The sequence below is a fragment of the Caballeronia cordobensis genome (assembly GCF_001544575.2).
Taxonomy (GTDB): domain Bacteria; phylum Pseudomonadota; class Gammaproteobacteria; order Burkholderiales; family Burkholderiaceae; genus Caballeronia; species Caballeronia cordobensis.
In genome coordinates, this window is the sequence record NZ_FCNY02000007.1 from 76,610 (window position 1) to 101,080 (window position 24,471).

At 65.8% G+C, this 24,471-nt stretch carries 16 protein-coding genes; 8 read left to right on the forward strand and 8 right to left on the reverse strand.

Annotated elements, in window-relative coordinates:
• Positions 1-81 precede the first annotated feature (81 nt).
• From AWB70_RS14905 to AWB70_RS14915, 3 genes are all read left to right on the forward strand, one after another.
• Entirely contained in the window at positions 82-1,869 is a 1,788-nt protein-coding gene (locus tag AWB70_RS14905; RefSeq protein ID WP_053569025.1) for a RecQ family ATP-dependent DNA helicase, read from the forward strand.
• Positions 1,870-2,004: 135 nt separating this feature from the next.
• A complete protein-coding gene (locus AWB70_RS14910; protein ID WP_053569026.1) occupies positions 2,005-2,613 on the forward strand; it encodes an RBBP9/YdeN family alpha/beta hydrolase in 609 nt (202 codons plus the stop codon).
• 87 nt (positions 2,614-2,700) lie between these two features.
• Positions 2,701-3,702 (forward strand): sulfate ABC transporter substrate-binding protein, encoded by a 1,002-nt coding sequence (locus AWB70_RS14915; protein ID WP_053569027.1) that lies wholly within the window; start codon positions 2,701-2,703, stop codon positions 3,700-3,702.
• A 9-nt stretch (positions 3,703-3,711) separates the two neighbouring features.
• Here the strand turns inward: AWB70_RS14915 and AWB70_RS14920 are convergent, their stop codons facing one another.
• Entirely contained in the window at positions 3,712-5,604 is a 1,893-nt protein-coding gene (locus AWB70_RS14920) for a S41 family peptidase (RefSeq protein ID WP_053569028.1), read from the reverse strand.
• A 15-nt stretch (positions 5,605-5,619) separates the two neighbouring features.
• Positions 5,620-7,152, reverse strand: a complete 1,533-nt coding sequence (locus tag AWB70_RS14925) for an amidohydrolase family protein (RefSeq protein WP_235024253.1) — start codon at positions 7,150-7,152, stop codon at positions 5,620-5,622.
• Positions 7,153-7,338: 186 nt separating this feature from the next.
• Between AWB70_RS14925 and AWB70_RS14930 the strand changes: the two genes are divergently transcribed.
• On the forward strand, positions 7,339-8,652 hold the full coding sequence (locus AWB70_RS14930) for a chloride channel protein (protein WP_053569259.1): 1,314 nt from the start codon (positions 7,339-7,341) through the stop codon (positions 8,650-8,652).
• Between the two features lie 18 nt (positions 8,653-8,670).
• Here AWB70_RS14930 and AWB70_RS14935 read toward each other — a convergent pair whose 3' ends face one another.
• The 4 genes from AWB70_RS14935 to AWB70_RS14950 all read right to left on the reverse strand — a co-directional run bounded on the left by AWB70_RS14935 (position 8,671) and on the right by AWB70_RS14950 (position 16,046).
• On the reverse strand, positions 8,671-10,233 hold the full coding sequence (locus AWB70_RS14935) for a methyl-accepting chemotaxis protein (protein ID WP_053569029.1): 1,563 nt from the start codon (positions 10,231-10,233) through the stop codon (positions 8,671-8,673).
• Between the two features lie 88 nt (positions 10,234-10,321).
• A complete protein-coding gene (locus AWB70_RS14940) occupies positions 10,322-11,788 on the reverse strand; it encodes an efflux transporter outer membrane subunit (protein ID WP_053569030.1) in 1,467 nt (488 codons plus the stop codon).
• Entirely contained in the window at positions 11,785-14,928 is a 3,144-nt protein-coding gene (locus AWB70_RS14945) for an efflux RND transporter permease subunit (RefSeq protein WP_053569031.1), read from the reverse strand. The genes AWB70_RS14940 and AWB70_RS14945 overlap by 4 nt, the downstream gene beginning before the upstream one ends.
• Entirely contained in the window at positions 14,925-16,046 is a 1,122-nt protein-coding gene (locus tag AWB70_RS14950) for an efflux RND transporter periplasmic adaptor subunit (protein WP_053569260.1), read from the reverse strand. Before AWB70_RS14950 ends, AWB70_RS14945 begins: the two co-directional genes overlap by 4 nt.
• A gap of 262 nt (positions 16,047-16,308) precedes the next feature.
• On the opposite strand from AWB70_RS14950, the gene AWB70_RS14955 reads away from it, so the two are divergent.
• On the forward strand, positions 16,309-16,932 hold the full coding sequence (locus AWB70_RS14955) for a TetR/AcrR family transcriptional regulator (RefSeq protein ID WP_014250480.1): 624 nt from the start codon (positions 16,309-16,311) through the stop codon (positions 16,930-16,932).
• Between the two features lie 158 nt (positions 16,933-17,090).
• A complete protein-coding gene (locus tag AWB70_RS14960; RefSeq protein ID WP_053569032.1) occupies positions 17,091-19,403 on the forward strand; it encodes a mechanosensitive ion channel domain-containing protein in 2,313 nt (770 codons plus the stop codon).
• Position 19,404: 1 nt separating this feature from the next.
• On the opposite strand, the gene AWB70_RS14965 is transcribed toward AWB70_RS14960, so the two are convergent.
• Positions 19,405-21,801: a phosphoketolase family protein gene (locus AWB70_RS14965; RefSeq protein WP_053569033.1), complete on the reverse strand. Its 2,397-nt coding sequence runs from the start codon at positions 21,799-21,801 to the stop codon at positions 19,405-19,407.
• Between the two features lie 282 nt (positions 21,802-22,083).
• On the opposite strand from AWB70_RS14965, the gene AWB70_RS14970 reads away from it, so the two are divergent.
• Positions 22,084-22,527, forward strand: a complete 444-nt coding sequence (locus AWB70_RS14970; RefSeq protein WP_235024254.1) for a hypothetical protein — start codon at positions 22,084-22,086, stop codon at positions 22,525-22,527.
• A gap of 95 nt (positions 22,528-22,622) precedes the next feature.
• Complete coding sequence (locus tag AWB70_RS14975) at positions 22,623-23,783, forward strand: porin (RefSeq protein WP_053569034.1); 1,161 nt, start codon at positions 22,623-22,625, stop codon at positions 23,781-23,783.
• On the opposite strand, the gene AWB70_RS14980 is transcribed toward AWB70_RS14975, so the two are convergent.
• A complete protein-coding gene (locus tag AWB70_RS14980; RefSeq protein WP_053569035.1) occupies positions 23,719-24,453 on the reverse strand; it encodes a hypothetical protein in 735 nt (244 codons plus the stop codon). The two genes, AWB70_RS14975 and AWB70_RS14980, sit on opposite strands and share 65 nt — an antisense overlap.
• Between the last annotated feature and the right edge of the window lie 18 nt (positions 24,454-24,471).

The window sequence follows — 24,471 nt, forward strand, 5'->3', positions numbered from 1 at the left end:
CGCGCATGGAACGGCGTTTGCTCGTGCCGTTGGCGAATCGGTCGCGCTGTGCGACCGGCAGACGATTCGCTTCCGGCACGCATGAACGACACTCACGCCCTCCACGCACGATCGCGCAAGCCGCGCGATCACGATCTCGAAACCGCGCTGCGCAAGGTCTTCGGCTTTCCGCATCTGCGCCCCGGACAGGAAGACGTGATCCGCAGCGTGCTCGACGGCCACGACACGCTCGCGGTGATGCCGACGGGCGCGGGCAAGTCGCTGTGCTATCAGTTGCCCGCGCTGCAGTTCGACGGCATGACGATCATCGTGTCGCCGCTCATTTCGCTGATGCGCGATCAGGCGACGAAACTGACCGAAGCGGGCATCGCGACCGCCGTGCTCAACAGCGCGCTGTCGGCGAGCGAAGCGCGCGACGCCATGCAGGCGCTCGCGCGTCATGAGATCCGCATGCTCTTCGTCACGCCCGAGCGGCTCGTCGATGCCGACTTCAGCGCCGAGCTCACCGCGAAGGACATGCCGCCCATCGCGCTCGCCGTCATCGACGAGGCGCACTGCATTTCGCAATGGGGCCATGATTTCCGGCCCGCGTATGTCGAGCTGATCCACGCGATCAAAATGCTCGGCCGTCCGCCCGTGCTCGCGCTCACCGCGACCGCGACGCCCGCCGTTATCGTCGATATCGTGCGGGAGTTGCAGATGCGGCATCCGCATGTCATTCACACGGGCGTGTATCGCGACAATCTGCATTTCAACGTCGAGCAATTGACCAATCCCGAAGACAGGCGCAAGCGCGCGATCGAACTCGCGACGCAGGAAGCGGGCAGCGGCATCGTGTATTGCGCGACCGTCGCGGAATGCGAGGCGCTGCATGCCGCACTCGTCGATGCGGGCGTTTTGGCCGAGCGTTATCACGGGAAGTTGTCATCGGGCGCGCGCTCGGACGCGCAGGATGCGTTCATGGCGGATCGCGCGCGCGTGATGGTCGCGACCAATGCGTTCGGCATGGGCATCGACAAGCCCGATATCCGCTTTGTCATTCATGCGCAGATGCCGGGCAGTCTCGATGCGTACTATCAGGAAGCGGGCCGCGCCGGGCGCGATGGCGAGCCCGCGCGCTGCACGCTGCTCTTCGACATGAAGGACAGGCAGGTGCAGCAGTTTTTCATGAGCGGGCGTTATCCGAGCGCAGAGACCATTGCGCGCGTCGCGGAGAAAGTGCGCGAACTGGCGATGGAAGACAGCGGCCGCACGCTGGCGCAGCCGCTCGCGCGGTTGCGTGAAGCCCTGCCGAACGTGGGCGCGAACAAGCTGCGCGTTGCGGCGACGCTGCTCAACGATATCGGCATGACGCGGCGCACGCGGCGCGGCGGCATGAAGCTCGTCGGCGACGATGCGCCGCTTGCGAAGCTCGACGATGCATCGCGCCTTTATGCGGAGCGGGCCGAGCGAGACCGTGCGGTGCTCGAACGCATGATCGGCTATGCGCAGAGCGCGCAATGCCGATGGCGCATGCTGCTCGATTACTTCGCCGACGACATGAACGGCGCACGCGCATCGGCGCCGCTTTGCGCAAGCGATGTCGATTACCGCGCCCCCGACGACGAACTCGGCGGCGCAACGTGCGGCGCATGCGACAACTGCGTGCATCCGCCACAGGTGATCGAGAGCCCGCGTGAAATGCGTGAGAAAGAACAATCGTCGCCGGAAAGCCGTATGCCGAAGTTCGCGCAGGGCGATCGCGTGCGCGTGCGGCGCTATGGCGAAGGCGTCGTCGAAATGGTCAGCGCCGATCGCGTCGCCGTGCGCTTTGCCGATGACGAGACACGCACCTTCATCGCGCGCTATGTGAAGCGCGCCGGGCACTGATGGGCGCTGATGGGCACGGTCGCCGCCCGTTGCGACTTCCATACCCATAAACAAATGACGAAATATTGGTTAGCCGCCATCGCGCGTTCATCGAGAATGGAGCCTGACCCATTCGAGTGACGGCGAGGAACGAAGATGAATGAGCGCAGCGTGGAGGTGTCGTCGTTGTCGTCGGTCACGCTCGTGACCGTGCCCGGCCTGCACGGCAGCGAGGCGGCGCACTGGCAGAGCTGGCTCGAAACCGAGGTGCCGGGCGCGCGGCGCGTCGGCCAGCGCGACTGGGACACGCCCAATCTCGCCATCTGGAGCGACGCCGTGCGCGATGTGCTCGCAAGCGTCGAGGGGCACGTCGTGATCGCGGCGCATAGCTTCGGCTGCCTCGCGACCGCGCATGCGCTCGGGCAGCCGGACGCGAATCACGCGCAGGCTTCGAAGGTGAAGGGCGTGTTGTTCGTTGCGCCCGCGAGCCCCGCGAAGTTCCGTTTCGCCGGCGCATTCAGCGCGCGCAGGCTCGATACGCTGTCGCTCGTCGTCGGCAGCGAGACCGATCCGTGGATGCCGCTCGACGAAGCGCGCACGCTCGCGCAGCGCTGGAATAGCGCGTTCGTGAATCTCGGCAAGGCGGGTCATATCAACACGGCGGCGGGCTTCGGGCCGTGGCCGCTCGCGAAGCATTTCATCGAGACGCTCGCGCGCCGTGCATCGCCCGAATACGAAGAGGAGGCGCGACGCGCTTACGCTTAGCCCCGCTTCCGGAAAATTGAATGGCATGGCCGCCCTCGGGCGGCCTTTGTGTGTTGTGCGGATCGAAACCCTGTCTACGGAGAAGAAATGAAGAAGCTGGTTATCGCGGTCGCGCTTTGCATCGCATCGGCATCGGCGAGCATCGCGCATGCGGAGACGTCGCTGCTCAACGTGTCCTACGACGTGACGCGCGAGCTCTACAAGGATATCGACGCGGCCTTCGTCGCGGACTACGCCAGGAAAACGGGCGAGACGGTCGCGGTGCGGCAATCGCATGGCGCATCGAGCGCGCAGGCGTTATCCGTCACGCAAGGCCTGCAGGCGGATGTCGTGACGATGAACCAGCCCAACGACATCGACCTGCTCGCCGAACGCGGCCAGCTCGTGCCCGCGAACTGGCGCAGCCGTCTGCCCGACGCGAGCGCGCCCTATACGACCACGATGGTCTTTCTCGTGCACAAGGGCAATCCGAAGAACATCAAGGACTGGAACGACCTGGCGCGCCCCGGCGTGCAGGTGGTGATCGCGAATCCGAAGACCTCGGGCAACGGGCGCTATGCGTATCTCGCCGCATGGGGCTACAAGAAGCAGCAGGGCGCGAGCGACGCGCAGGTGCAGGACTTCGAGAAAGCGATCTTCAAGAACGTGCCCGTGCTCGATACGGGCGGCCGCGGCGCGACGACGACCTTCACGCAGCGCGGCATCGGCGACGTGCTCGTCACGTTCGAAAACGAAGTCGGCCTGATGAGCGCGGGCGCGAGCGCGAAGGACTTCGACGCGGTGTATCCGTCGGTGAGCCTGCTGGCCGAGCCGCCGGTGTCGATCGTCGACAAGGTCGTGGACAAGCGCGGCACGCGCAAAGAGGCGCAGGCGTATCTCGACTTCCTGTACACGCCCGCCGCGCAGGAGATCATCGCGAAGCATCATCTGCGTCCGCGCAATGCCGATGTGCTCGCGAAACATGCGAGCGAGTTCAAGCCGCTGAAAACATTCACCGTCGAACAGATGTTCGGTAGCTGGCAGCAGGCGCAGAAGACGCATTTCACCGATGGCGGCACGTTCGATCAGGTCGTCGCCGACAAGAACTGACGCCGTTGGTCAGGCGAGCGCGACGCGGCGGCGCTGCGCCACGAAGCCGGACTTGCGGCATACGACTTCGAGCATTGCGCCCGCCGCCGGGCGCGGCAGTTTAAGCGTGCCGTCCGCGATGGCGCGCGCCGCTTCGGCGGGCCTGCCGTCCACATACAGTTCGAGCTCGTCGAGACCGGCCGTCGCGATGGTGACGTCGGACTTGCCGAGCGTCACGCGCAGGCTCGAATACGGCGCGCCAGAGAGCAACTGCGCGCACCAGTCGATGAGATCGGCATTGCCGTCGAGCACGTCGCGCCGGGTCATCGCATACGGAATGCCGCCGATGCCCAGGTCTTCGATCGGCACGCCGGCCGCGCCGCCGGAGCGCACCGCGCGGCGAAAGGCCATGGTGAAGCTCACGCCGTCGGGCAGGCGCGGCAGCGCGAAGTCGGTGCCGTCGAGCGCATCGGTCAGATCGTGGCTCGTCCACACGTTCGCGCCGCCCGCGCCGGTCGCCTGGCCCACGCACACGAGCGCGCCGATTTCGTTGTCGACGAAGCCCGCGCAAAAGAGATCGCCCGACGAATACGTGTTGGCGTCGGCGACGCACACGACCGGGCCGCCATAGCGCTGGCCGATGTCGTCGCACCACGACGGATCGGTGATCGGCAGCGCCTGCGAATACGCCTCGCCGGTCGAGATCGCGGATTCGAGCGACGCGATCCACGGCTCCAGCTCCATGCGGTTGAACGCGCTCTTCGCCATGGCGCGCGTGAGCGGCGTCGCGACGAGACTGAAGCGCGTCGGCGTGACCTTGTTCGGCGTGAAGATCTGCAAGAGGCGCTCCGCCGCCCAGATGAGGCCGCCGGGATTGCCGCGCACATCGACGATGAGACCCCGGTCCGGCAAGCGTTCCACGAGGCGCACGACTTCATCGACGAAGGCTTCGTGATCGCCGACATCGAAGGTCCAGATGCGCACATAGCCGACCTCGCCGAGCGCTTTGGTCGCATACGTTCTCGCGGAAAGCGCATCGGGAAAGCGCGTCTTGATCCAGCCCGCGTCGCGCGCGATTTCCGCACGCAGGTTTTCGGCGCGCCATTCCTTGCCGGAGAACATCAGCTTCTTGGCGCGCCGGACCTGTTCCGCGGCCGGACTCATCGCGACGCGCAGCGCCGCGTGCGCGCCGGGCCGCACGCCGGTCGCGGGCCGGCCCGGCCACACGATGCGCCACGGGATGCGCACTTCGCGCCGCGCCTTGCCCGGGCCGTCGCGAAAGCCGATATCCACCCACAGTTCATCGGGCGGCGGGCCGTATTGCAGCGAGCGGAACGTCAGCGATTCGAGCGCGCGGGCAAGACGCGCGTCGGGACGTCCGCCGGTTTCGCGGTCGGCGTGAAGGGCCACCGCGCGCTCGAACGGCATGCCGTTCCAGGTATCGAGCAGCACGCCGGGCCTGAACGCGGCGTCCTTGATGAGCTTGCCGTGGGCCACTTTCGTGACGAGAAACGAGGGCGTGTCCGTCGAACCGTATTGCTCGACGAGAAACGGAAGCTGCGCCACCGCGCCCGCGAGCGACGCCGGTCCGGCATAGAGCGTGTGCGCATCGCGCAGATCGACGACGATGCCCGTCACGATCATGTGGAACTCGGCTTCGCTCATGTCGGCGGCGTGCGTGCGCAGCAGTTCGAGCGCCTGCACGGGATCGTTCGCGTAACCCGCGCGCTTCTGATGCAGATGACAGTACGCGCCGCCGATGGCGGTCAGCAGCGCATCGACGACGACTTCGCGCTCGGCGGCGTCGAGCTGATCGCGGGCGGCGGCGGGCAGCTTTGTGTGCGGCGCCTTCAGCAGACCGGCGCGTTCGGCGAGCAGCACGCCCGTTTGCGACTGAAGTAAGGAAGGTGTCCTGGTGGCCATGATCCGCTCGCGAAATCACGCGTAGAACCTGGCGAGCCCGTCGAGCAGGCCGCCGTGAAAACCTCGCCCGGCGACAGACGCGAAGAACGCCGCATCGTGGCTAAGCGGCTGGATCGGCGGCACCACGATCTGGCCGAGATTCTTCGGCAGCCCGCCGATGGGCACCTTGCCGAGCGGCATGTCGAGCGCGAGCCGCAAGCGGGGCGCGGCGCCCGTCATGCGCGCTTCGGCGGAGGCGTTCGCGGCGGCGTCGAGCGCCTTCTTCGGATCGTCGCGCACCGCTTTCAGACGCGCGAGAACCTGCGCGAAGGTCCACGGCGCGGATGCGTCGTCGAGTTGCGTCATCGACAGGACGCGCCGCGTGCCCGCGACCGTCAGCGGCGAAGGAAACGCCGCCTTCGCGGCTTTCATCGGCGCGGCGTCGCCATAGCGCGCCTGTCCGCCGATGACCACGAGCCGCACGTCGCGCTCGGTCGCGGCGAGCACGGCCGCGAACGGATCGGCGGCGGCGCGCGCCGAGAGAATCACGACATCGCCGAGCGCATCGGGCTGAAGGCGGCCGGCCTGCACGTTCCACGGTCCGGCGAGCGCGTCGCCGGGATGGCAGGTGATCATGCGCACGAGATCGAAGGGCGTGAGCTTCCAGCCGCGGCTTTTGCTCACGAGCGCGGCGACCTTGATTTCGCCGAGCACGTTGCGCGTGCCGGACGGCCCCCAGTCGGACCCGACGCACACGCGGATGTGTCGTGCGAGCGCGGCGGGCACGTCGGTCGTGCCGCCATAGAGCCAGAGATTCGAGAACGGCGACCAGACGATGGTGCCCGGATCGGTCCACGCGGCGTAATCGCCGGGATCGAGCGCGTTGGTGTGGATCGCGACGAAGTCCTTTTGCAGGCAGCCGCATTTGCGCGCGCTCTGATATTCCCCCGCGACGATGGAGTTCGGCTGGCCTTCGGCGCAGTGATAGATGAAGCTCGCGCCCGCCTTCATTTGCGATGCGCGCGTCGCGAGCACGTCGGGCTTGAGCGTGAGGGTCGAGGCCAGCACGCGCGTCGATGCAATAGTGCCGCCGAACGTTTCGTCTTCGACGTTGCGCACCATCCAGCCGTCGAGCGGGCGGTTCTTTGGCGGCGAGCCCTGAATGCTCGTCGTGCCGCCCACGAGCGCGCGCACTTCGGCATAGGCGAGCAGCGCTTCGGGTGCGGCTTCGATGAAGGCGTAGGCGGGCCAGGTGATGTCGGCGGCATAGGTGCTCGCGGACGGCCACGAATCGTGATGCAGGAACGGCTTGGTGCGGCCCGGCTCGGTCCAGAGCGGCAGGGTGGCGTAGGCGAGATGACTATGCAGGTCGATGAAGCCGGGCAGCACGAGGTTGTGCCCCGCATCGACCTTCGCGGCCTTGTCGAAGCCGCTTCGCGGACCGGCCGCGTTGCCGCGCGTGACGCGCTCGATGCGCCCGTCGTCGCCGATCCATACCTTGCCCTGGAACGTGCTCTTCTCAGCGTTCCGCGCAAGTGGCACGATGCGGCCGGAGATCACGAGACTCACGCTGCCTCCCTGATGAACGATTCGATCATAGTGAGACTTTGCGCATTTCCCAAGGACGACCGGCAGGCGCGCGCGATATCCCGCCCGCAAAACAAAGCCGTGTATATTCGAAATTCCGCGCATCCCGCGAAGACCCGCGCATCGCGGCCGCGCTACGCTCTCGTCTTTTCCCCCGAGGTGAACGCGATGCCCTCGCCGATAAAAGCCACGAAGCTCGTCATCGTCACCGTGCTCGTCGGGCTCGGCGCGGGTCTGGGCGGCATGTCGCTCGCGCTCCTGCTGCACGCGATCCAGCACGTCGCGTTCGGTTACAGCCTCGATGCGCTGCCCGGCAGCGAGAGCTTTCTCGAAGGCATCAGCGGCGCGCCGCCGCTGCGCCGCTTCATCGTGCTGACGCTGTGCGGCGTGTTCGCGGGCGTCGGCTGGTGGTGCATCTATCGTTTCGGCAAGCCGCTCGTGAGCATCGCGAAGGCGCTCAAGTCGGACGATCCGCGCATGCCCGTCTTGACGACGCTCGCGCATACGGTCCTGCAGATCGTCACCGTCGCAATGGGCTCGCCGCTCGGCCGCGAAGTCGCGCCGCGCGAGATCGGTGCGCTGTGGGCGGGCTGGCTCTCGCACTATGCGGATCTGACGCCGGCGCAGGCGCGCGTCATGGTCGCGTGCGGCGCGGGCGCGGGGCTCGCCGCCGTCTACAACGTGCCGCTCGGCGGCGCGGTCTTCGTGCTCGAAGTGCTGCTCGGCACCTTCGAATGGCCGATCGTCACGGCGGCGCTGGCGACCTCGGCGATCGGCGCGGTCGTCGCGTGGATCGGCCTCGGCGACGAACTGACATATCGTCTGCCGGTGTATTCGCTCGATGCCCAGCTCATCGCCTGGGCGGTGGTCACGAGCCCGCTGTTCGGCGCGGCGGCGCGGCTTTTCGTCGTGCTGACGAAGGCGGCGCGCGACAACGCGGCGCGCGGCAATGCGCTGCCGCTCTTGTTGGTGCTCAACTTCGCGGTGATCGGCGTGCTCGTGATGTGGTATCCGCAGCTGGCCGGCAACGGCAAGAGCGCCGCCGGCCTGTCGTTCGACGATCGCCTGGGCTTCGCGCTCGCGGGCGTGCTGCTCGTGCTGAAGGTGGCCATCGAAGTGAGTTCGCTGCGCGCGGGCGCGCAGGGCGGCCTGCTCACGCCGAGCCTGACGAACGGCGCGCTGCTCGGCGTGGTGCTCGGCAGCGCATTCAACATGTTCTGGCCGGGCACGCCGCTCGGCGCGTTCGCGGTGATCGGCGCGGCCGCCTTCCTCGCCTCGGCGATGCAGATGCCGCTGACCGCGCTCGTGCTCACGCTCGAATTCACGCGTGTCGAGCAGGCGTTCCTGATCCCGCTCGGGCTCGCGATCGCCGGCGCGATGGTCACGTATCGCGCGCTCGCACAGGCGCGGGTGGCGACGGCCGCGCCCGCAGCGCCGCCGTCGGTTGCGCATGAGAAGACGCTGGGCGGGCTGTCGGATTGACCGTGCGCCGCTTCGCCGCTACGCCGCGCGCTCCACCTGAAACACCGCCACCGCCTGCCGCAGCGCGTCGGCCTGCTCGGCCAGCGATTGCGCCGCAGCCGACGCCTCTTCGACGAGCGCCGCGTTCTGCTGCGTGACTTCGTCCATCTGCGCGACGGCGACATTCACCTGATCGATGCCCATGCGCTGCTCGCCCGACGCCGCGGCCACTTCGCTCATGATGGCCGTCACGCGCGTCACGGAAGCCACCAATCCGTCGATCGTGCCGCCCGCGTGCTCGACGAGCGCCGAGCCGTTCGACACGCGCGCGGTCGAATCGTCGATGAGCGTCTTGATTTCCTTCGCGGCCACGGCGCTGCGCTGCGCGAGCGCGCGCACTTCGCCCGCGACGACCGCGAAGCCGCGTCCCTGATCGCCCGCGCGCGCGGCTTCCACGGCCGCGTTGAGCGCGAGAATATTGGTTTGAAACGCGATGCCCTCGATCACGCCGATGATGTCCGCCATCTGCGACGAAGCCTGCGTGATGCCGCGCATGGTCGCCACGACATCGGTGACGGTCTCGCCGCCGCGGGTTGCGTCGCCGCACGCGCGGGTCGCGGCGTGCGTGCCTTCGGCCGCGTTGTCGGCGTTCTTCGCGACGGTGCTCGCGAGCTCTTCCATGCTCGCCGCCGTTTCTTCGAGCGAGGCCGCCTGCGATTCGGTGCGCTTGGACAGATCGACCGTGCCCTGCGCGATCTCGCCGGCCGCTTCCGCGATCGCCACGCTCGACGACTGAATGCCGAGCACGATGGTGTTGAGGCGCGCGCGCATCGTTTCGAGCGAGACCATGAGGCTGCCGGGATCGCGTCCGTCGATGCCGACCGGCTCGCGCAGATTGCCTTCCGCGATGCGCGCGGCGAGCGCCTTCGCTTCGTCCGGCTCGCCGCCGAGCGCACGCGTGAGGCCGCGCGTGATGACGAGCGCCGCCGCAATGCCGCAGAGCACGGCCGCCGCGCCGAGCGCGAGCATGATCGCCTTCGCGCGCGCATAGGCGGCGTCGGCGTCGCGGTTCGCGATGTCGTTCTGTTCATCCTGCAGCGCGACCAGTTCGTGCGTGGCGTTCATCCAGTCGCGCTGCACGGGCCGCAATTCGCCCGTCAGCACGCGCACCGCCGCCTGCTGCTCGCGCGCTTCGGCAAGCGAGATCGCCTTTTCGATGATCGGCGCGGCGGCGGCGTCGTTCGCGCGCAGCTTGTCGAGGACCGCACGTTCGTTCGCCGACGTATCGGGGTTCTCCCTGAAGCGCGCGGCGAGTGCGTCGTAAGCCTGCGTGTAGCCGCGCGCCTGCTCGCGCACGCGCGCCTTTTCCGCCTCGACCGCCACCGTGTCCGTCAGGAGCGCGATATTGCGCAGCGCGATCATGCGGTCGCTCACCGACAGGCTCAGTGTGTGCGCGAGCTTCGCTTCGGCATTGTTGACCTCGACGACCTCGTCGAAACGCGCCTGGATCTGCGCCATGCTGACGAGTCCGAAGACGAGCACCGCGAACAACATCGACAGCACGATGCCGAAGCCCAGGCTCAGTTTGGTGACGACCTTCATGGTTGGAATTCTCCGTGGACAGGATGAGGCAGGGTTTCCGCCAATGGGAAACCCAATGCTTTCATGCTGTTTACGGACGGCCTTCGCTTTACTTTATGGTGCTTTCATCGCCTTTTGATAGCGTCGCGCCGGACGCGACGGGCGAGCCCATCGCCTGGAACAGCGCGGCGGTGTCGCTCATGCGCGCACTGCTCGCGCGAATGGTCGATAGCCGCGCGTTGAGGTATTGCTGCTCGCTGCCGCGCGCGGCGCGCGGAGCAATCGCGCCGAGGCGCACGCGCGCCGCCGCATCCGCCGAGGCGTCGCGCGCTGCCTGGCTCGCGGTGTCGGCGAAGGCGAGCGCTTCGCTGTCGGTTTCGAGCGCGGCCAGCGTGTTCGCGACGTTCTGGAAGGCCGCGAGCACGGTCTGCTTGTATTGCTCGACGGCGGCGTCGTAAGTGGCGATGGCCGCGCGCCGTTGCGCGAGCAGCGCGCCGCCATGAAAGATCGGCTGCGACAGCGACGCGCCGATGCTCCACAGCGCGCCCGCGCCCGACAGCGCCGTCGGCCAGTCGAAGCCGCCTTTGCCCATCGATGCCGAGAGCGACAGGCTCGGAAACAACTGCGCGGTCGCCACGCCGACCTGCGCGGCGGCTCCTTTCAGCGCGGCGTCGGCGGCCTGGATGTCGGGGCGCGTCTGCAACAGCTCCGATGGCAGCACGACCGGCACGTCGGACGGCACGGCGAGGCTCGCGAGATCGAGATCGTCGGGCGCGCGATCGGGCGTGCGTCCGAGCAGGACGGCCAGCGCATGACGCGTCGAGAGCCATTGCGCGCGCAAGCCCGGCAATTGCGAGGCGAGCGACGCCGCGTTCTGCTGCGCGTTCAGCATCTCGGTGCGCGAAGCCGAACCGAGCGCGTAACGGCGCTCGGCATCGTGCGCGTCGTCTTGCGCCAGTGCGACGAGACGGGCCGTCACGTCGATCTGCGCATGCAGCGCCGCCGCGCCGATCGCGCCGGTCACGATGTTCGCGGCGAGCGCGCGGCGCGCGGCATCGAGCTGAAAGGCCTGGCTGTCGACCTGCGCGGCCAGCGAGGCATTCGCATAGCGCGCGGCGCCGAAGAGATCGAACGTGTATTGCGCCTGAATCTGCCCGACGAAGAGGTTATAGAGCACCGTTGGCGGCCCGCCTTGCGGAATGCCGAGGCCGCGTTGCCGTGTGACTTGACCGCCCGCATCGATGGTGGGCAGCAGCGACGAGCCGACCTGCGCGCGCAATTGCTCGCGCGCGGCGACGAGACTCTTGTCGGCGGCGGCGAGATTCGGGCTTGCGCGCAAGCCTTCGTCGACGAGCGCGTTCAGCGCATCCGAGCGGTACAGCTTCCACCATTCGGGCACGGGCTTCGCGCCGACGTCGAAATGCTGCGACGCGCCTTCGGCCGTCACGCTCGATCCCGCTTGCGGTTGCGCGCCGTAATGCGCGGGCTGCGGCATCGCGGGCGGCTTGCCGTCGGGGCCGAATGCGCAGGCGTTGAGCGCGAGGCACGCCAAAGTCATCGATAGCCGGCGATTCATGACGGTGCTCCTTCGCGTTCGTCGAGCTTCACGCGGAACCACGCGGCGTAGAGCGCGGGCAGATAGAAGAGGGTGAGCACGGTCGCGCTCGTGATGCCGCCCATCAGCGCGGTCGCCATCGGGCCGAAGAAGTTGCTGCGCAGAAGCGGAATCAGCGCAAGCACGGCGGCCGCCGCCGTCAGTGTGATCGGCCTGAAGCGCCGCACCGTCGCGCCGATGATCGCATCGAAACGCTTGTGGCCCGAGGCGATGTCCTGCTCGATCTGATCGACGAGAATCACCGAGTTGCGCATGATGATGCCGAACATCGCGATCACGCCGAGCATCGCGACGAAGCCGAACGGCTTGCCGAACGCGAGCAACGTCACCACGACGCCGATCAACCCGAGCGGCGCGGTGAGCACGACCATCATCACGCGCGAGAAGCTTTGCAACTGAATCATCAAGAGCGTGAGCACGACGATCACCATCACCGGAATCTGCGCGTTGATCGACGCCTGGCCCTTGCCGCTTTCCTCGACCGGGCCGCCCACTTCGATGCGATAACCCACCGGCAGCGCGCGGCGAATCTCGTCGAGCTTCTTGTCGATGGCGTGCGTCACGTCGATGCCTTGCGCGTCCCCCTTCACATCCGATTGCACGGTGATGGTCGGCTGACGGTCGCGTTCCCAGATCACGCCGTATTCGAGCGTATCGACGACGCGCCCGAGCGCGCTCAGAGGCACGGGGCCATGCGGCGTCGGCATCGCGAGCGTGGCGAGGCGCGCGGGATCGACGCGTTCGGCGCGGGGCGCGCGCAGATCGACGCTGATGAGCTTGTCGCGCTCGCGATACTGCGTCACCGTGGTGCCGGAGAGCGTCATCGCGAGAAAGCTCGATACGTCCTGCGACGTGACGCCCGCATCGCGCGCCTTCTGCTGGTCGATCTCGAAGCGCACCGAACGCTCCGAAGGCTCGTCCCAGTCGAACTGCACGTTGGTCGTGCGCGAATCGGCGCGCATGTCGGCGGCCACTTGCTCGGCGATGTGACGCACCGTGCCGATCTCGTCGCCGCTCACGCGGAACTGCACCGGATAGCCGACCGGCGGCCCGTTCTCCAGCCGCGAGAGCCGCGTGCGCACGGCGGGGAAGCGCTCGCGCAGCATCGGTTCGAGCCAGCGCGCAAGCGCCTCGCGCGCTTCGACCGACTTGGCCGTGACGACGAACTGCGCGAAGTTCGGCGTCGGCAATTGCTGATCGAGCGGCAGATAAAAGCGCGGCGCGCCCGTGCCGACGAAGCTCACCACATGATCGATTTCATCGCGGCCCTTGAGCGCTTCTTCGAGGCGCTTCGCTTCGCGCAAGCTCGCATCGAACGACGCGCCTTCCTGCAGGCGCACGTCGATGAGCAGTTCGGGCCGGTCCGAGCTCGGAAAGAACTGCTGCGGCACGAGCGAGAAGCCGGCCATCGCGACGACGAACAGCACGACCGTGATCGCGAGCACGACGAAGCGCCGCTCCACGCACCAGCCGACCCAGCGGCGCAAACGGCCGTAGAACTTCGTGTCGTAGATATCGTGTTCGTGATCGTCGGGCAGATGCGCTTCCTTCTTGCGCTCGGGCAGCAGCTTGTAGCCGAGCAGCGGAATCAGCACGACGGCGGCAAGCCACGACGCGATCAGCGCAATGGCCGACACTTCGAAGATCGAACGTGTGTATTCGCCGGTGCTCGATTTGGCGAGCGCGATCGGCAGAAAGCCCGCAACCGTGACGAGCGTGCCGGTCAGCATCGGGAACGCGGTGCTCGTATAGGCGAACGCGGCGGCGCGCGCGCGGCTCCAGCCTTGCTCCAGTTTCACGGCCATCATTTCGACGGCGATGATCGCGTCATCGACGAGCAGGCCCAACGCGAGAATCAGCGTGCCGAGCGACACCTTGTGCAAGCCGATATCGAACAGATACATGAAGAGCGCGGTGACGGCGAGCACGATCGGAATCGAGATCACGACGACCATGCCCGTGCGCACGCCAAGCGACACGAGGCTCACGATCAGCACGATGATGACCGCTTCGGCGACCGCTTCGAGGAAGTCATCGACGGAATGCGAGACCGCGCGCGGCATGCTCGACACTTCGGTCAGCTTGAGGCCCGCCGGCAGTTGCGCGCGCAGCGTGGTCATTTGCGCGTCGAGCGATTTGCCGAGGCGCACGACGTCTTCGCCCGGCTGCATCGTGACGCCGATGCCGAGCACGGGCGTGCCCGCCGAGCGCATCTGCGTGACGGTCGGATCGATGTAGCCGCGCTTGATCGTCGCGATGTCGCCGAGACGGAACGAGCGGCCGTTCACGTTGATGAGCGTATCGGCGAGCGCGTCCACGCTTTTGAACTGGCCGCTCGGGCGCACGAACACGCGGTCGTTGGGCGTGGTCAGCACGCCCGCGGGCGAGACGGCGTTCTGTCCGTCGATGGCCTGCGCGATCTGCTGCGGCGAGATGTTCAGGCGCGTGAGCGTGGTATTGGCAATCTCCACGTAGATGCGCTCTTCCTGATCGCCGAAGTAATCGACCTTGCCGACGCCCGGCACGCGCAGGAGCACGGTGCGCAGGGCGTCGGCGTAATCGTGCAACTGCGCGGGCGAGAAGCCGTCGCCTTCGAGCGCGTAGATGTTGGTGTAGACATCGCCGAACTCGTCGTTGAAGAACGGGCCTTGCACGCCGGGCGGCAAGGTCGCCGCGATATCGCCCACCTTCTTGCGGATCTGATACCACTCTTCGGGCACGTCCTTCGCGGGCGCGGAGTCCTTCATCTGAAAGAACAAGAGCGACTCGCCGGGGCGCGAATAGCTGCGCATGAAGTCCGTGTACGGCGTTTCCTGCAATTTGCGCGCGATGCGGTCGGTCACTTCTTCCTGCACCTGACGCGCGGTCGCGCCCGGCCAGAAGGTGCGAATGACCATCACGCGGAACGTGAAGGGCGGATCTTCGGATTGCGCGAGCCGCGTGTAGGCGAGGATGCCGAAGAGCGTCGACATCGCAATGAGAAACACGACGAGCGCGCGGTGCCGCAGCGCCCACGCCGAGAGATTGAAGCGGCCTTCTTCGTGGCGATGCGCGTTGTTGTCGTCTTCGGGTGCGTCGCGGGTTTTGCTGGTGTCGCTCATGAGGCGAAGTCCTCGGGATGCAAGGGCGCGACAACGCGCACCTTTTCGCCCGCGGTGACCGTATGCACGCCCTGCCACACGATGCGATCGCCCGCCGAGACGCCGCTTGCGATCGTCACGGTGCGCTCGCCATAGCGCGCGACTTCGACGCGCCGCAGTTCGAGCGCATCGCCGGGTTGCTTCACGATCCACACGGCGGGATGGCCGTTGTCGTGGAAAAGCGCCGTCGATGGCACCGTGAACGCGCCTTTATCCGCATCCGACGAGGCGAACGCGATATCCGCCGTCATGCCGAGGCGGACGTCGGGCGCGGGCGTTTCGAGCGTGAGCTTGGCGCGCCAGGTGCGGCTTTGCGAGTCGGCGGCGGGCGAAAGCTCGCGCACGCGCGCCTTGAAGGTCTTGCCCGGCAGACCGGCGAGTTTCACGATCGCCTCCTTGCCGACGGCGAACGCGGGCAGGGCGGTTTCGGGCACGTCGCAGATCACGTCGATATCGCCGCTCCAGGCGAGCGTGTATACGGCCTGGCCTGCGGTGACGTTCTGGCCCGTGTCGGCCTGCTCCGCCGTGATGACGCCCGCGTGATCGGCCAAAAGCGTGGCGTAGCGCAGTTGATCCGACGACAGTCCCGCCTGCTGGCGCGCCTGATTGCGCTGCGCGAGCGCGGACGCGTAAGCGTTCTGCGTCTGTTCGAGCTGTGCGGGCGCGATGAGGTTTTCGGCGGCCTGCGCGCGGTCGCGGTCGAGCTGCTGCTTCGCATAGATGAGCTGATGCTCGGCGGCATCGAGCTGCGCGCGGGCGCTGGCGTTGTTCTTTTCGACATCGGCGGGATCGAGACGCGCGACGATCTGCCCGGCCTTCACGTTGTCGCCGAGCCGCACGCGCCGCTCGAGAATCTTGCCGTTGATGCGAAACGAAAGGGGCGTCGAATAACGCGACTGAATCTGACCGGGCAGGCTCGACGAGCTCGCGTGGCCATCGGCCTGCGCCGCCACGGCGACGACCGGACGCGGCGCGGGTGCGGGCGTCTCATGCCGCTTGCAGGCGACAAGCGCTGCGCAGACGATCGAAAGAAGTGCCGCGCGCGCCACGACAGGCGCGGGTGAGGGGAAGAGCTTCACAGGAACCTCGGCGCCCGCAAGGGCATGGTGCGGCACGCCTTCGAAGCGAGGCGCGCCGTTCATGGGCGAAGCAAGGGAAACGGTGGTCCGGCAGGCAAATTCGAGAAACGAGCCTGCGCGGCATAGGTCGTCGAACAGACCTGGAAGCCGCGTCCGGCAAGGGTTTCGACGACCCGGACGTCAGTACGAAGTGAATTCTAATACACAGTTGTATCTGAATGCAAAGCCGGATTCGTAAGCCGCGCGGTGCTACACTTTGGGGATGAAACCAGTACGTCTCACCCGCGAGCAGAGCCGTGACCAGACGCGCCAGCGTCTGCTCGACGCTGCCCAGGCGGTTTTCACCACGAAGGGATTCGGCGCGTCGAGCGTCGAGGATGTCGCCGCCGACGCGGGTTATACGCGCGGCGCGTTCTATTCGAATTTTTCGAGCAAGGCCGAGCTTCTGCTCGAAGTGCTCAAGCGCGATCACGACACGATCATGCAGCGGCTTTCCACCCTTTTCGAGGATGGCGAAGCCTCGCGCGCCGACATGGAAGCGCGCGTGCTGCAGTATTACAGCGAGTGTTATCAGAACAACGCGTGCTTTTTGCTGTGGGTCGAGGCGAAGCTGCACGCGAGCCGCGACGCGAGCTTTCGCGCGAGCTTCAATGCGCTCATGCGCGAGCTGCGGCAGACCACGACCGATTACATCCGCGCCTTCTCCGAGCGCGTGGGCACGCCGCTCACCATGCCCGCCGAGCAGATGGCGCTCGGCCTGATCGCGCTGTGCGACGGCGTGCAGTTCTTCTATTCGTCCGACCCGCAATCGGTGCCCGCGCAGTTCGCCGAAGACGTGCTCGGGCAGTTCTTCCGGCGTGTGGTGCTGAGCGGCGGCGCGCAGTGATGCGCGTTCGTCGGCTCGCAAGCCGGCGGACAGCGCGAGGGATGACACGCCTGAATTCGATGCGCTAATCTTTGCGCGAGAGCCAAAGCAGCCGCATGCAGCCTCTCGAAGTCGTTCGCGATCTCGCGAAACGGGAATGAATCCCTGGAGGTCTCTCCATGAGCGCATTCACGCGGCGCATCGAAGTCGGGCATGTCCTTGCTTACGCTCGCGCGTGGATGATCGCGCTCGGCGTCTTCATCGGATGCGGATGCGCGCAGGCCGCGCCTCTGCCCGCGTCGATGCAGGGCATCATCTCAAACTGGGCCGCCTCGTCGCCGCAGGCCGCGTCCGTGCCGACGCCCGCGAGTCAGGCCGAAATGGTGCGCGCGCTGAACACGCTCATCGGCACGCTCGACAACGATGCGCAACGCAGCGCGTTCGTCGCGCAACTGAAAATGCTGCGCGACGCGACGCAGAAAACCGCGCCGCCCGCGCCCGCGCCCGTCGGCGGCGATCTGCTCGGCGCGATCGCATCGGGCATTGCATCGGTCGAAACGAATCTCAGCGCAGGCATTACGCCGTTGCGTTTCTGGAGCGCGCGGTCGAGCGCCGCGGCGAACGAGCTGCGCGCGATCGGCGCCGATGCCAATGGCGAATCGATCGGCGAGATCGTTGCGCGGATGAGCGCGACGCTCGCGGTCTGGGGCCTGTGCGCGTTCGTGCTGATCCGCCTGCAGCGGCGCTTCTTCCTGCGCGATGGCGGCAAGGGCGCGCTTTCGCCGAATCCAACATGGATCCAATTGCTGACCTTCGCCTTGCGGCAGACCGGGCCGTGGGTCGTCGCGTTCTTCGCGGTGCTGCTTCTCGCGCGCAACATGCCGGAGGCGCTCGGGCGCACGCTCGGGCTCGTCATCGCTTATGCGATCGTCGCGGGTTCGATTTTTTCCGCGATCTGCATGATCGTGTTCTCGATCTTCAGCACCGCGCATCGCCGCGTCGCCGTGCAGCAACTGCTCGCGCGCACGTTCTGGCCGCTCTTCGCGATCGGCGCATGCGGCGCGCTCGGGGATGCGACCGCCAACGCCGATGTCACGCGTCAGCTCGGCCCGAATCTCGCGGGCGTCATATCGACCTTCGCGACGCTGGCTGCGGCGCTGTTGAGCGGTTATTTCGCGCTTGCTTACCGGCGGCCCGTCACGCATCTGATCCGCAACCGGCCGTATGCGCGCAGGCGCGATCATCAGTTCGCGACCGAAGCGCTCGATATTCTCGCTTCGCTGTGGCATATCCCGATGCTGCTGATCGCGGCGGCCTCGGTGGTGGCGATCCTCGACGGGCGCGGCGCGGAAGGCGACGTGCTGCGGCCATCGCTGCTGAGCGCGGTGCTGCTGGTGCTGACGCTATTCGTCTCGGCGCTGCTGCTGCATCTGACGCGCCGGCGCGACACGCGCGCGCAGCGGCGCGCGCCGCATCTCACGCGGCTTCTGCGCTTCGGCTGTACGCTCGTCGTGCTGATGATCTGGCTCGCGTATCTGCGCTTCGAGCTGGAGCTATGGAGCGGGCCGATCGCGCGGCTCATCAAGCACAGCGCGATGACGCCCGGCTTCCGGCACGCGCTCATCGCCGTGGTCGCGACGGTGTTCGGCGCGTGGTTCATCTGGATTCTGATCGACAGCATCATTCTCGAAGCGCTCGGGCCGAACAGTTCGCGCAACAAGGCGCTGAGCCCCGGCGTGCGCGCCCGCACGATGCTGCCGCTCGTGCGCAACGCCATCTTCGTGACGGTCGCGACGCTGGCGGCCATCGTCGCCTGCGCGACGCTCGGCATCAATCTCACGCCGCTGCTCGCGGGCGCCGGCGTGATCGGTCTCGCGGTCGGCTTCGGCGCGAAGTCGCTCGTCACCGATCTCATCACGGGACTGTTCATCATCGTCGAGGAGACGATCTCGGTCGGCGACTGGATCGATATCGACGGCGGTCATGCCGGCACCGTGATGGACCTCACGATCCGCACGGTCCGCCTGCGCGACGGTCAGGGCGCGGTGCACACGATTCCGTTTTCGCAGATCAAGATCGTGAAGAATCTCTCGCGCGATTTCGCGAATGCGGTCTTCGAAATCAGGGTGCCGTTCTCGGCGAAGATGGACGACATCAACCGGATGATCGTGGAAGTGGGCGCGGAGCTGATGCAGGACTATCGCTTTCGCCAGGACATTCTCGGTCCCGTCGAGATCTTCGGGCTGGATCGTTTCGAGGCGAACTGCATCGTCGTGAAAGGGCAGATCAAGACGCGGCCGTTGCAGCAATGGAGCGTGGCGCGCGCGTTCAACGCGAGACTCAAGCTCAAGATGGACGAGGCGGGGCTGGAGATGCTGTTGCCGCAAATGCAGATTCACGCCGCGCCGGGCGAGCGCGGCCCGGCGGAGGGTCGTCACGCCGCGGAGACCCCGGCGCAGCCGGAGCTCCGCGTGCTGAAGGAATCGCCCTGAATCAGAACGGCCAGACCCATTCGGCGATTTCCGGCTTGTCGGTGCCGTGCGTGTGCGCGTAATCCAGATGACGGATGATCGCGTTTCGCATGTCTTCCCGCAGATGCGTGGCCCGGCTTTGCAGGCGCGGCACGCGATCGAGCACGTCGATCACGAGATTGAAACGATCCGCCTGATTGAGTATCGCCAGTTCAAGCGGCGTGTTGATGTTGCCTTTCTCCTTATAGCCGCGCACATGCAGATTTTCATGGTTATGGAAGCGATACGCGAGCTTGTGAATCAGCCACGGATAGCCGTGAAAATTGAAGATCACGGGCTTGTCGAGCGTGAAGAGGCTGTCGAATTCGCGCGCGCTCGATCCGTGCGGATGCTCGGTATCGGGCTGCATGCGGAAGAGATCGACCACGTTCACGAAGCGCAGCTTCAACTCGGGCAGGCGTTCGCGCAGAATCGCGGCGGCGGCGAGCGCTTCCTGCGTCGCGACATCGCCGCATGAGGCCAGCACCACATCGGGTTCTTCGCCTTCGTCGGTGCTGGCGCGCCGCCATACGCCGATGCCTTTCGCGCAATGCACGACCGCTTCGTCGATGGTCGCGAACTGCAGATGCTTCTGCTTGTCCGCGACGATGATGTTGATGCAATCGGTCGAGCGCATGCATTGATCGGCCACGACGAGCAGCGTATTGGCATCCGGCGGAAGATAGACGCGCGTGACGGACGGGCTCTTGTTCGTGACGAGATCGATGAAGCCGGGATCCTGATGCGAGAAGCCGTTATGATCCTGCCGCCACACGGTGGACGAAAGCAGAATGGTTTGCGACGACACCGACGCGCGCCACGGCACATGGTTCTTGCAGATATCGAGCCATTTTGCATGCTGGTTGAACATGGAGTCGATCACATGCGCGAAGGCCTCGTACGTGTGGAAAAAGCCGTGCCGCCCCGTGAGCAGATAGCCTTCCAGCCAGCCGAGCAAGGTGTGCTCGGAGAGCATTTCCATGACGCGGCCATCGCGCGCGAGTTCGCCGCCGTCCTCGTCTTCCGGTAGAAAATCTGCCATCCAGACTTTCTTGCTGACTTCATAGATGGCCTGAAGCCGGTTCGACGCGGTTTCGTCGGGGCCGAACACGCGGAACGATTCCATGTTGCAACGCATGATGTCGCGCAGGAAGGCGCCGAGCGGACGCGTGTTCTCGTGCAGGATCTTGCCCGCCTGACCGACATCGACGGCATAGTCGCGGAAGTCGGGCATCTTCAGTTCCTTGCGCAGCATGCCGCCGTTCGCGTGAGGATTCGCACTCATGCGCCGCGTTCCGGCGGGCGCTGTCGCCCTGATTTCCGCGCGCAGGCGGCCGCTTTCGTCGAATAGCTCCTCGGGTTTGTAGCTCTGCATCCAGCGTTCGAGCACGGCGAGATTGGCGGGATTGTTATGCACGTCCGAGAAGGGCACCTGATGCGCGCGCCACGAGCCTTCCACTTTATGGCCGTTGATTTCCTTCGGGCCGGTCCATCCCTTCGGCGTGCGCAGCACGATCATCGGCCAGCGCGGCCGTTCCGTGGCCTTGCCGCTGCGGGCCTTTTCCCAGATCGCGTGGATATCGGCGACGGCGGCATCGAGCGTTTCCGCCATCTTTTCGTGCATCTGCGCATGATCCGAGCCTTCGACGAAATACGGCCGGTAGCCATAACCGACGAACAGCGCTTCGAGTTCCTGATGGCTGATGCGCGCGAGAATCGTCGGATTGGCGATCTTGTAGCCGTTCAGGTTCAGGATCGGCAGCACCGCGCCATCGCGCGCGGGATTGATGAACTTGTTCGAATGCCACGCCGTCGCGAGCGGGCCGGTTTCCGCTTCACCGTCGCCGACGACACACGCGACGATGAGGTCAGGGTTATCCAGCGCGGCGCCATAAGCGTGCGAAAGGCTATAGCCCAGTTCGCCGCCTTCGTGAATGGACCCCGGCGTTTCAGGCGTCACATGCGAGCCGATATGACCGGGAAAGGAGAACTGCTTGAAGAACTTCTGCATGCCCTCGGCATCTTCGCTCTTGTCCGGATAGACCTCGGAATACGTGCCTTCGAGATACGCCGGGCCGAGCACGCCGGGCGCGCCGTGACCGGGGCCGGCCATGAAGATCACGTCGAGATCCTCACGCCTGATCACGCGATTCAGATGCGCCCACACGAAAGACAGCGCCGGACTCGCGCCCCAGTGCCCGAGCAGACGCCGCTTCACGTGATCCGCTTTCAGCGGTTCGCGCAGGAGCGGATTGTCGGCGAGAAAGATCATGCCCGCCGAGAGATAGTTGCACGCGCGCCACCAGGCATCGACGAGTCGAAGTTCATCGCCTGCGAGCGCGGAAGAATGCGATGCACCATTTCTGGAATGCTTGCTCATCGAAACATCTCCTTGTGGCGAAAGTGCGACGGAAAGGGGAGACATGAACAAACGAAACGCACTGCGCCGATGCACGGAAGGCGACGTGCCCGTGCTGCTGCGAAGGGCGCTCTTCAAGATAGGTGTTGCGCGCGCACTTGTGAAAGCCTTATAGCGGTGCGCGCGATCATTTCGATTTCCTGCACGATGAACGGCGTCGTTGCCAGGAAAACCTTCGTCGAATGAATTAAAATGCTTTAATGACGCCTGATATATTTCGATAGCAGGCCTTTTGGGCATTCGATGACACGCCATATCCGAAGATACTGGTTTGCCGGCATCGTGGCTTTATTCGTCGGCATCACTGCATCAGCCAATGAGCAAACTCGCGTGATTCCCATTACGCGAGTCGCGGCGAATGTGCTGTTTTTCCCTTATCCCGCCATCGTCTCGACCGCTTCCGCGCATTCGGTCAAGCCGCAGCGCCTGCGATATCTTTTCAAGGGCATGAGCGTGCTGGACGCCGTCACGCTATCCAAATACGACAACAGCATTCATCCCGATCTGGGCCAGGTCGCGCGGCTTTATCCGCAATCGCCGTCGACGACTTCCGTGCCCGGGCCGGTCAAGCCGCGAGACGGCGTCGCGAGTGACGAAGACGAATGGCACTTCTCGGCGAATCCGCAGCTCGGCGTGAATCACGAGCATGAGAAAGGCATGACTTTCTCCGTGCGCCGCGACTTCTGAGCGTTCATATTTTCCGGTTGCCGTTTGCCGATGCGGTCGCATAATGTGGATGAAACGCGCTGCGTCCCGTGATGACATCGATGGAGCCCAGGCAAATGAACAAGTTGCTTATATCCGGCACGGCGACGTTGTTCACGCTGGCCGGCGCGGCGCACGCGCAAAGCAGCGTGACGCTCTACGGGCTGATCGACGCGGGCGTGACCTACACGAACAATCAGGTCGGCCCGACAGGCGCCGGGCATAGCAACTGGGAACTGAAAAGCGGGCCCGTGCAATACAGCCGCTGGGGCTTGCGCGGCGCGGAAGATCTGGGCGGCGGCCTGAAAGCCATCTTCAATCTGGAAAACGGCTTCAACCTGAACAGCGGGCAGAACACGTCGAGCAACCGCATTTTCAACCGGCAGGCATACGTGGGCTTGTCGAGCCGCGACTACGGCGTGCTGACGTTCGGTCGTCAGACCGACGACATGGTGGACTTCGTCGGTCCGCTTTCGTTGACCGGCACCGAATACGGCGGCACGCATTTCGCGCATCCGTTCGATGTCGATAACCTCAACGATTCGTTCCAGATCAATAACGCGGTGAAATATCAAAGCCCCGATTTCGCGGGCTTCAAACTCGGCGCGCTCTATGGGTTCTCGAATCAGGCGGGCGGTTTTTCGAACAATCGCGCGTATAGCTTCGGCATGTCGTACATGTGGGGGCCGCTCAACTTCGGCGCCGGATTCCTGCAACTCAATGGCGACGCGCAAACGCCCGCGCAACTGAATTCGAATGGCGCTGTTACCGATACGAGCGCCTCATCGCTGCAAGGCGTGCCGCTCGGCGCATTGTCGAGCCGTCAACAGACGTGGGGCGCGGGCGTGAACTATTCGTTCGGCCCGGCCGTGGCGGGCTTCGTCTATACGCAGACGAATCTCACGCAATTGTTCCAGACCGGGCTCAGCACGCACTTCCAGAACTTCGAAGGCAATCTGCGTTATGCGTTGACGCCCGCGGTCGAACTCTCGGCCGCTTATACGTACACGCGGGCGAGCGCGCTCGCGGGCGGCGGCAATCCGCACTGGAACCAGGTCAGCGCGATGGCCGGCTACAGCTTCACGCGGCGCACGGATGTGTATGTTCAAGGCGTGTGGCAGGGCGTGAGCGCGGGCAGCGGATCGCCTTTAGGTGTGTCGTGGATCAACGGCATCACCGCGCCGTCTTCGACGAGTAATCAGGTCGAGGCGACGGTCGGATTGCGGCATCGGTTCTGAACCAAATCGAGTCCGTAGACCCCGCGAAGCGGCGGCTCGCCGCGCCTTGCCGGTTGCGATACTTGCGGCCCCATTCCGTCACGGGGCTCGCGTGTTCGTTCGCGCAGAAGCTCTCGAATTCGCGCCACGCTTCTTCATAGTCGCCGGCGCGGGCGAGTTCGAACTGATGTCCGTTCGTCGCGCACGCGGCCACGTTCATGAACTGCTTCAGGATCGGCCGGCACGCATGGCTGATGTACGGGTCCGCTTCGTCTCTCGGCCACTCGTTCGCCGCGATGAGCATCTGTCGCCACGCGAGAATCGTCTCGTGGCAGGCGTTGCAGCGCGCCTCGCCCTGAATGAGCGCGCTCGCCTCCAGCACGGCGGTCGCGTGCTCTTCGAATTTCGACAGCTTGATCCAGGCCGCGCGCGCGAGGGAATCGGGCAGGTCGATGTCGCCATCGACGAGCGCGTTGTTCGCGTCGGCCGGCAATTCCAGCTTCATGACGACGCCTTCTTCGTGAAGCATCACGCGCACGCCGAAATCGGCGACGAGCATCGCGAGGCGGCATCCCCAGCGCATGCTCATGTCGTGCAGCCAGGCTTCGTCGGAGGTTCGCAGCGCGGCGGCGATTTCTTCGCGCGCGTCGGCGAGCCATCGGCTTTGCGCGACTCCTGCTGTTCGATTCATGGCGTCATCTCGAGCAAG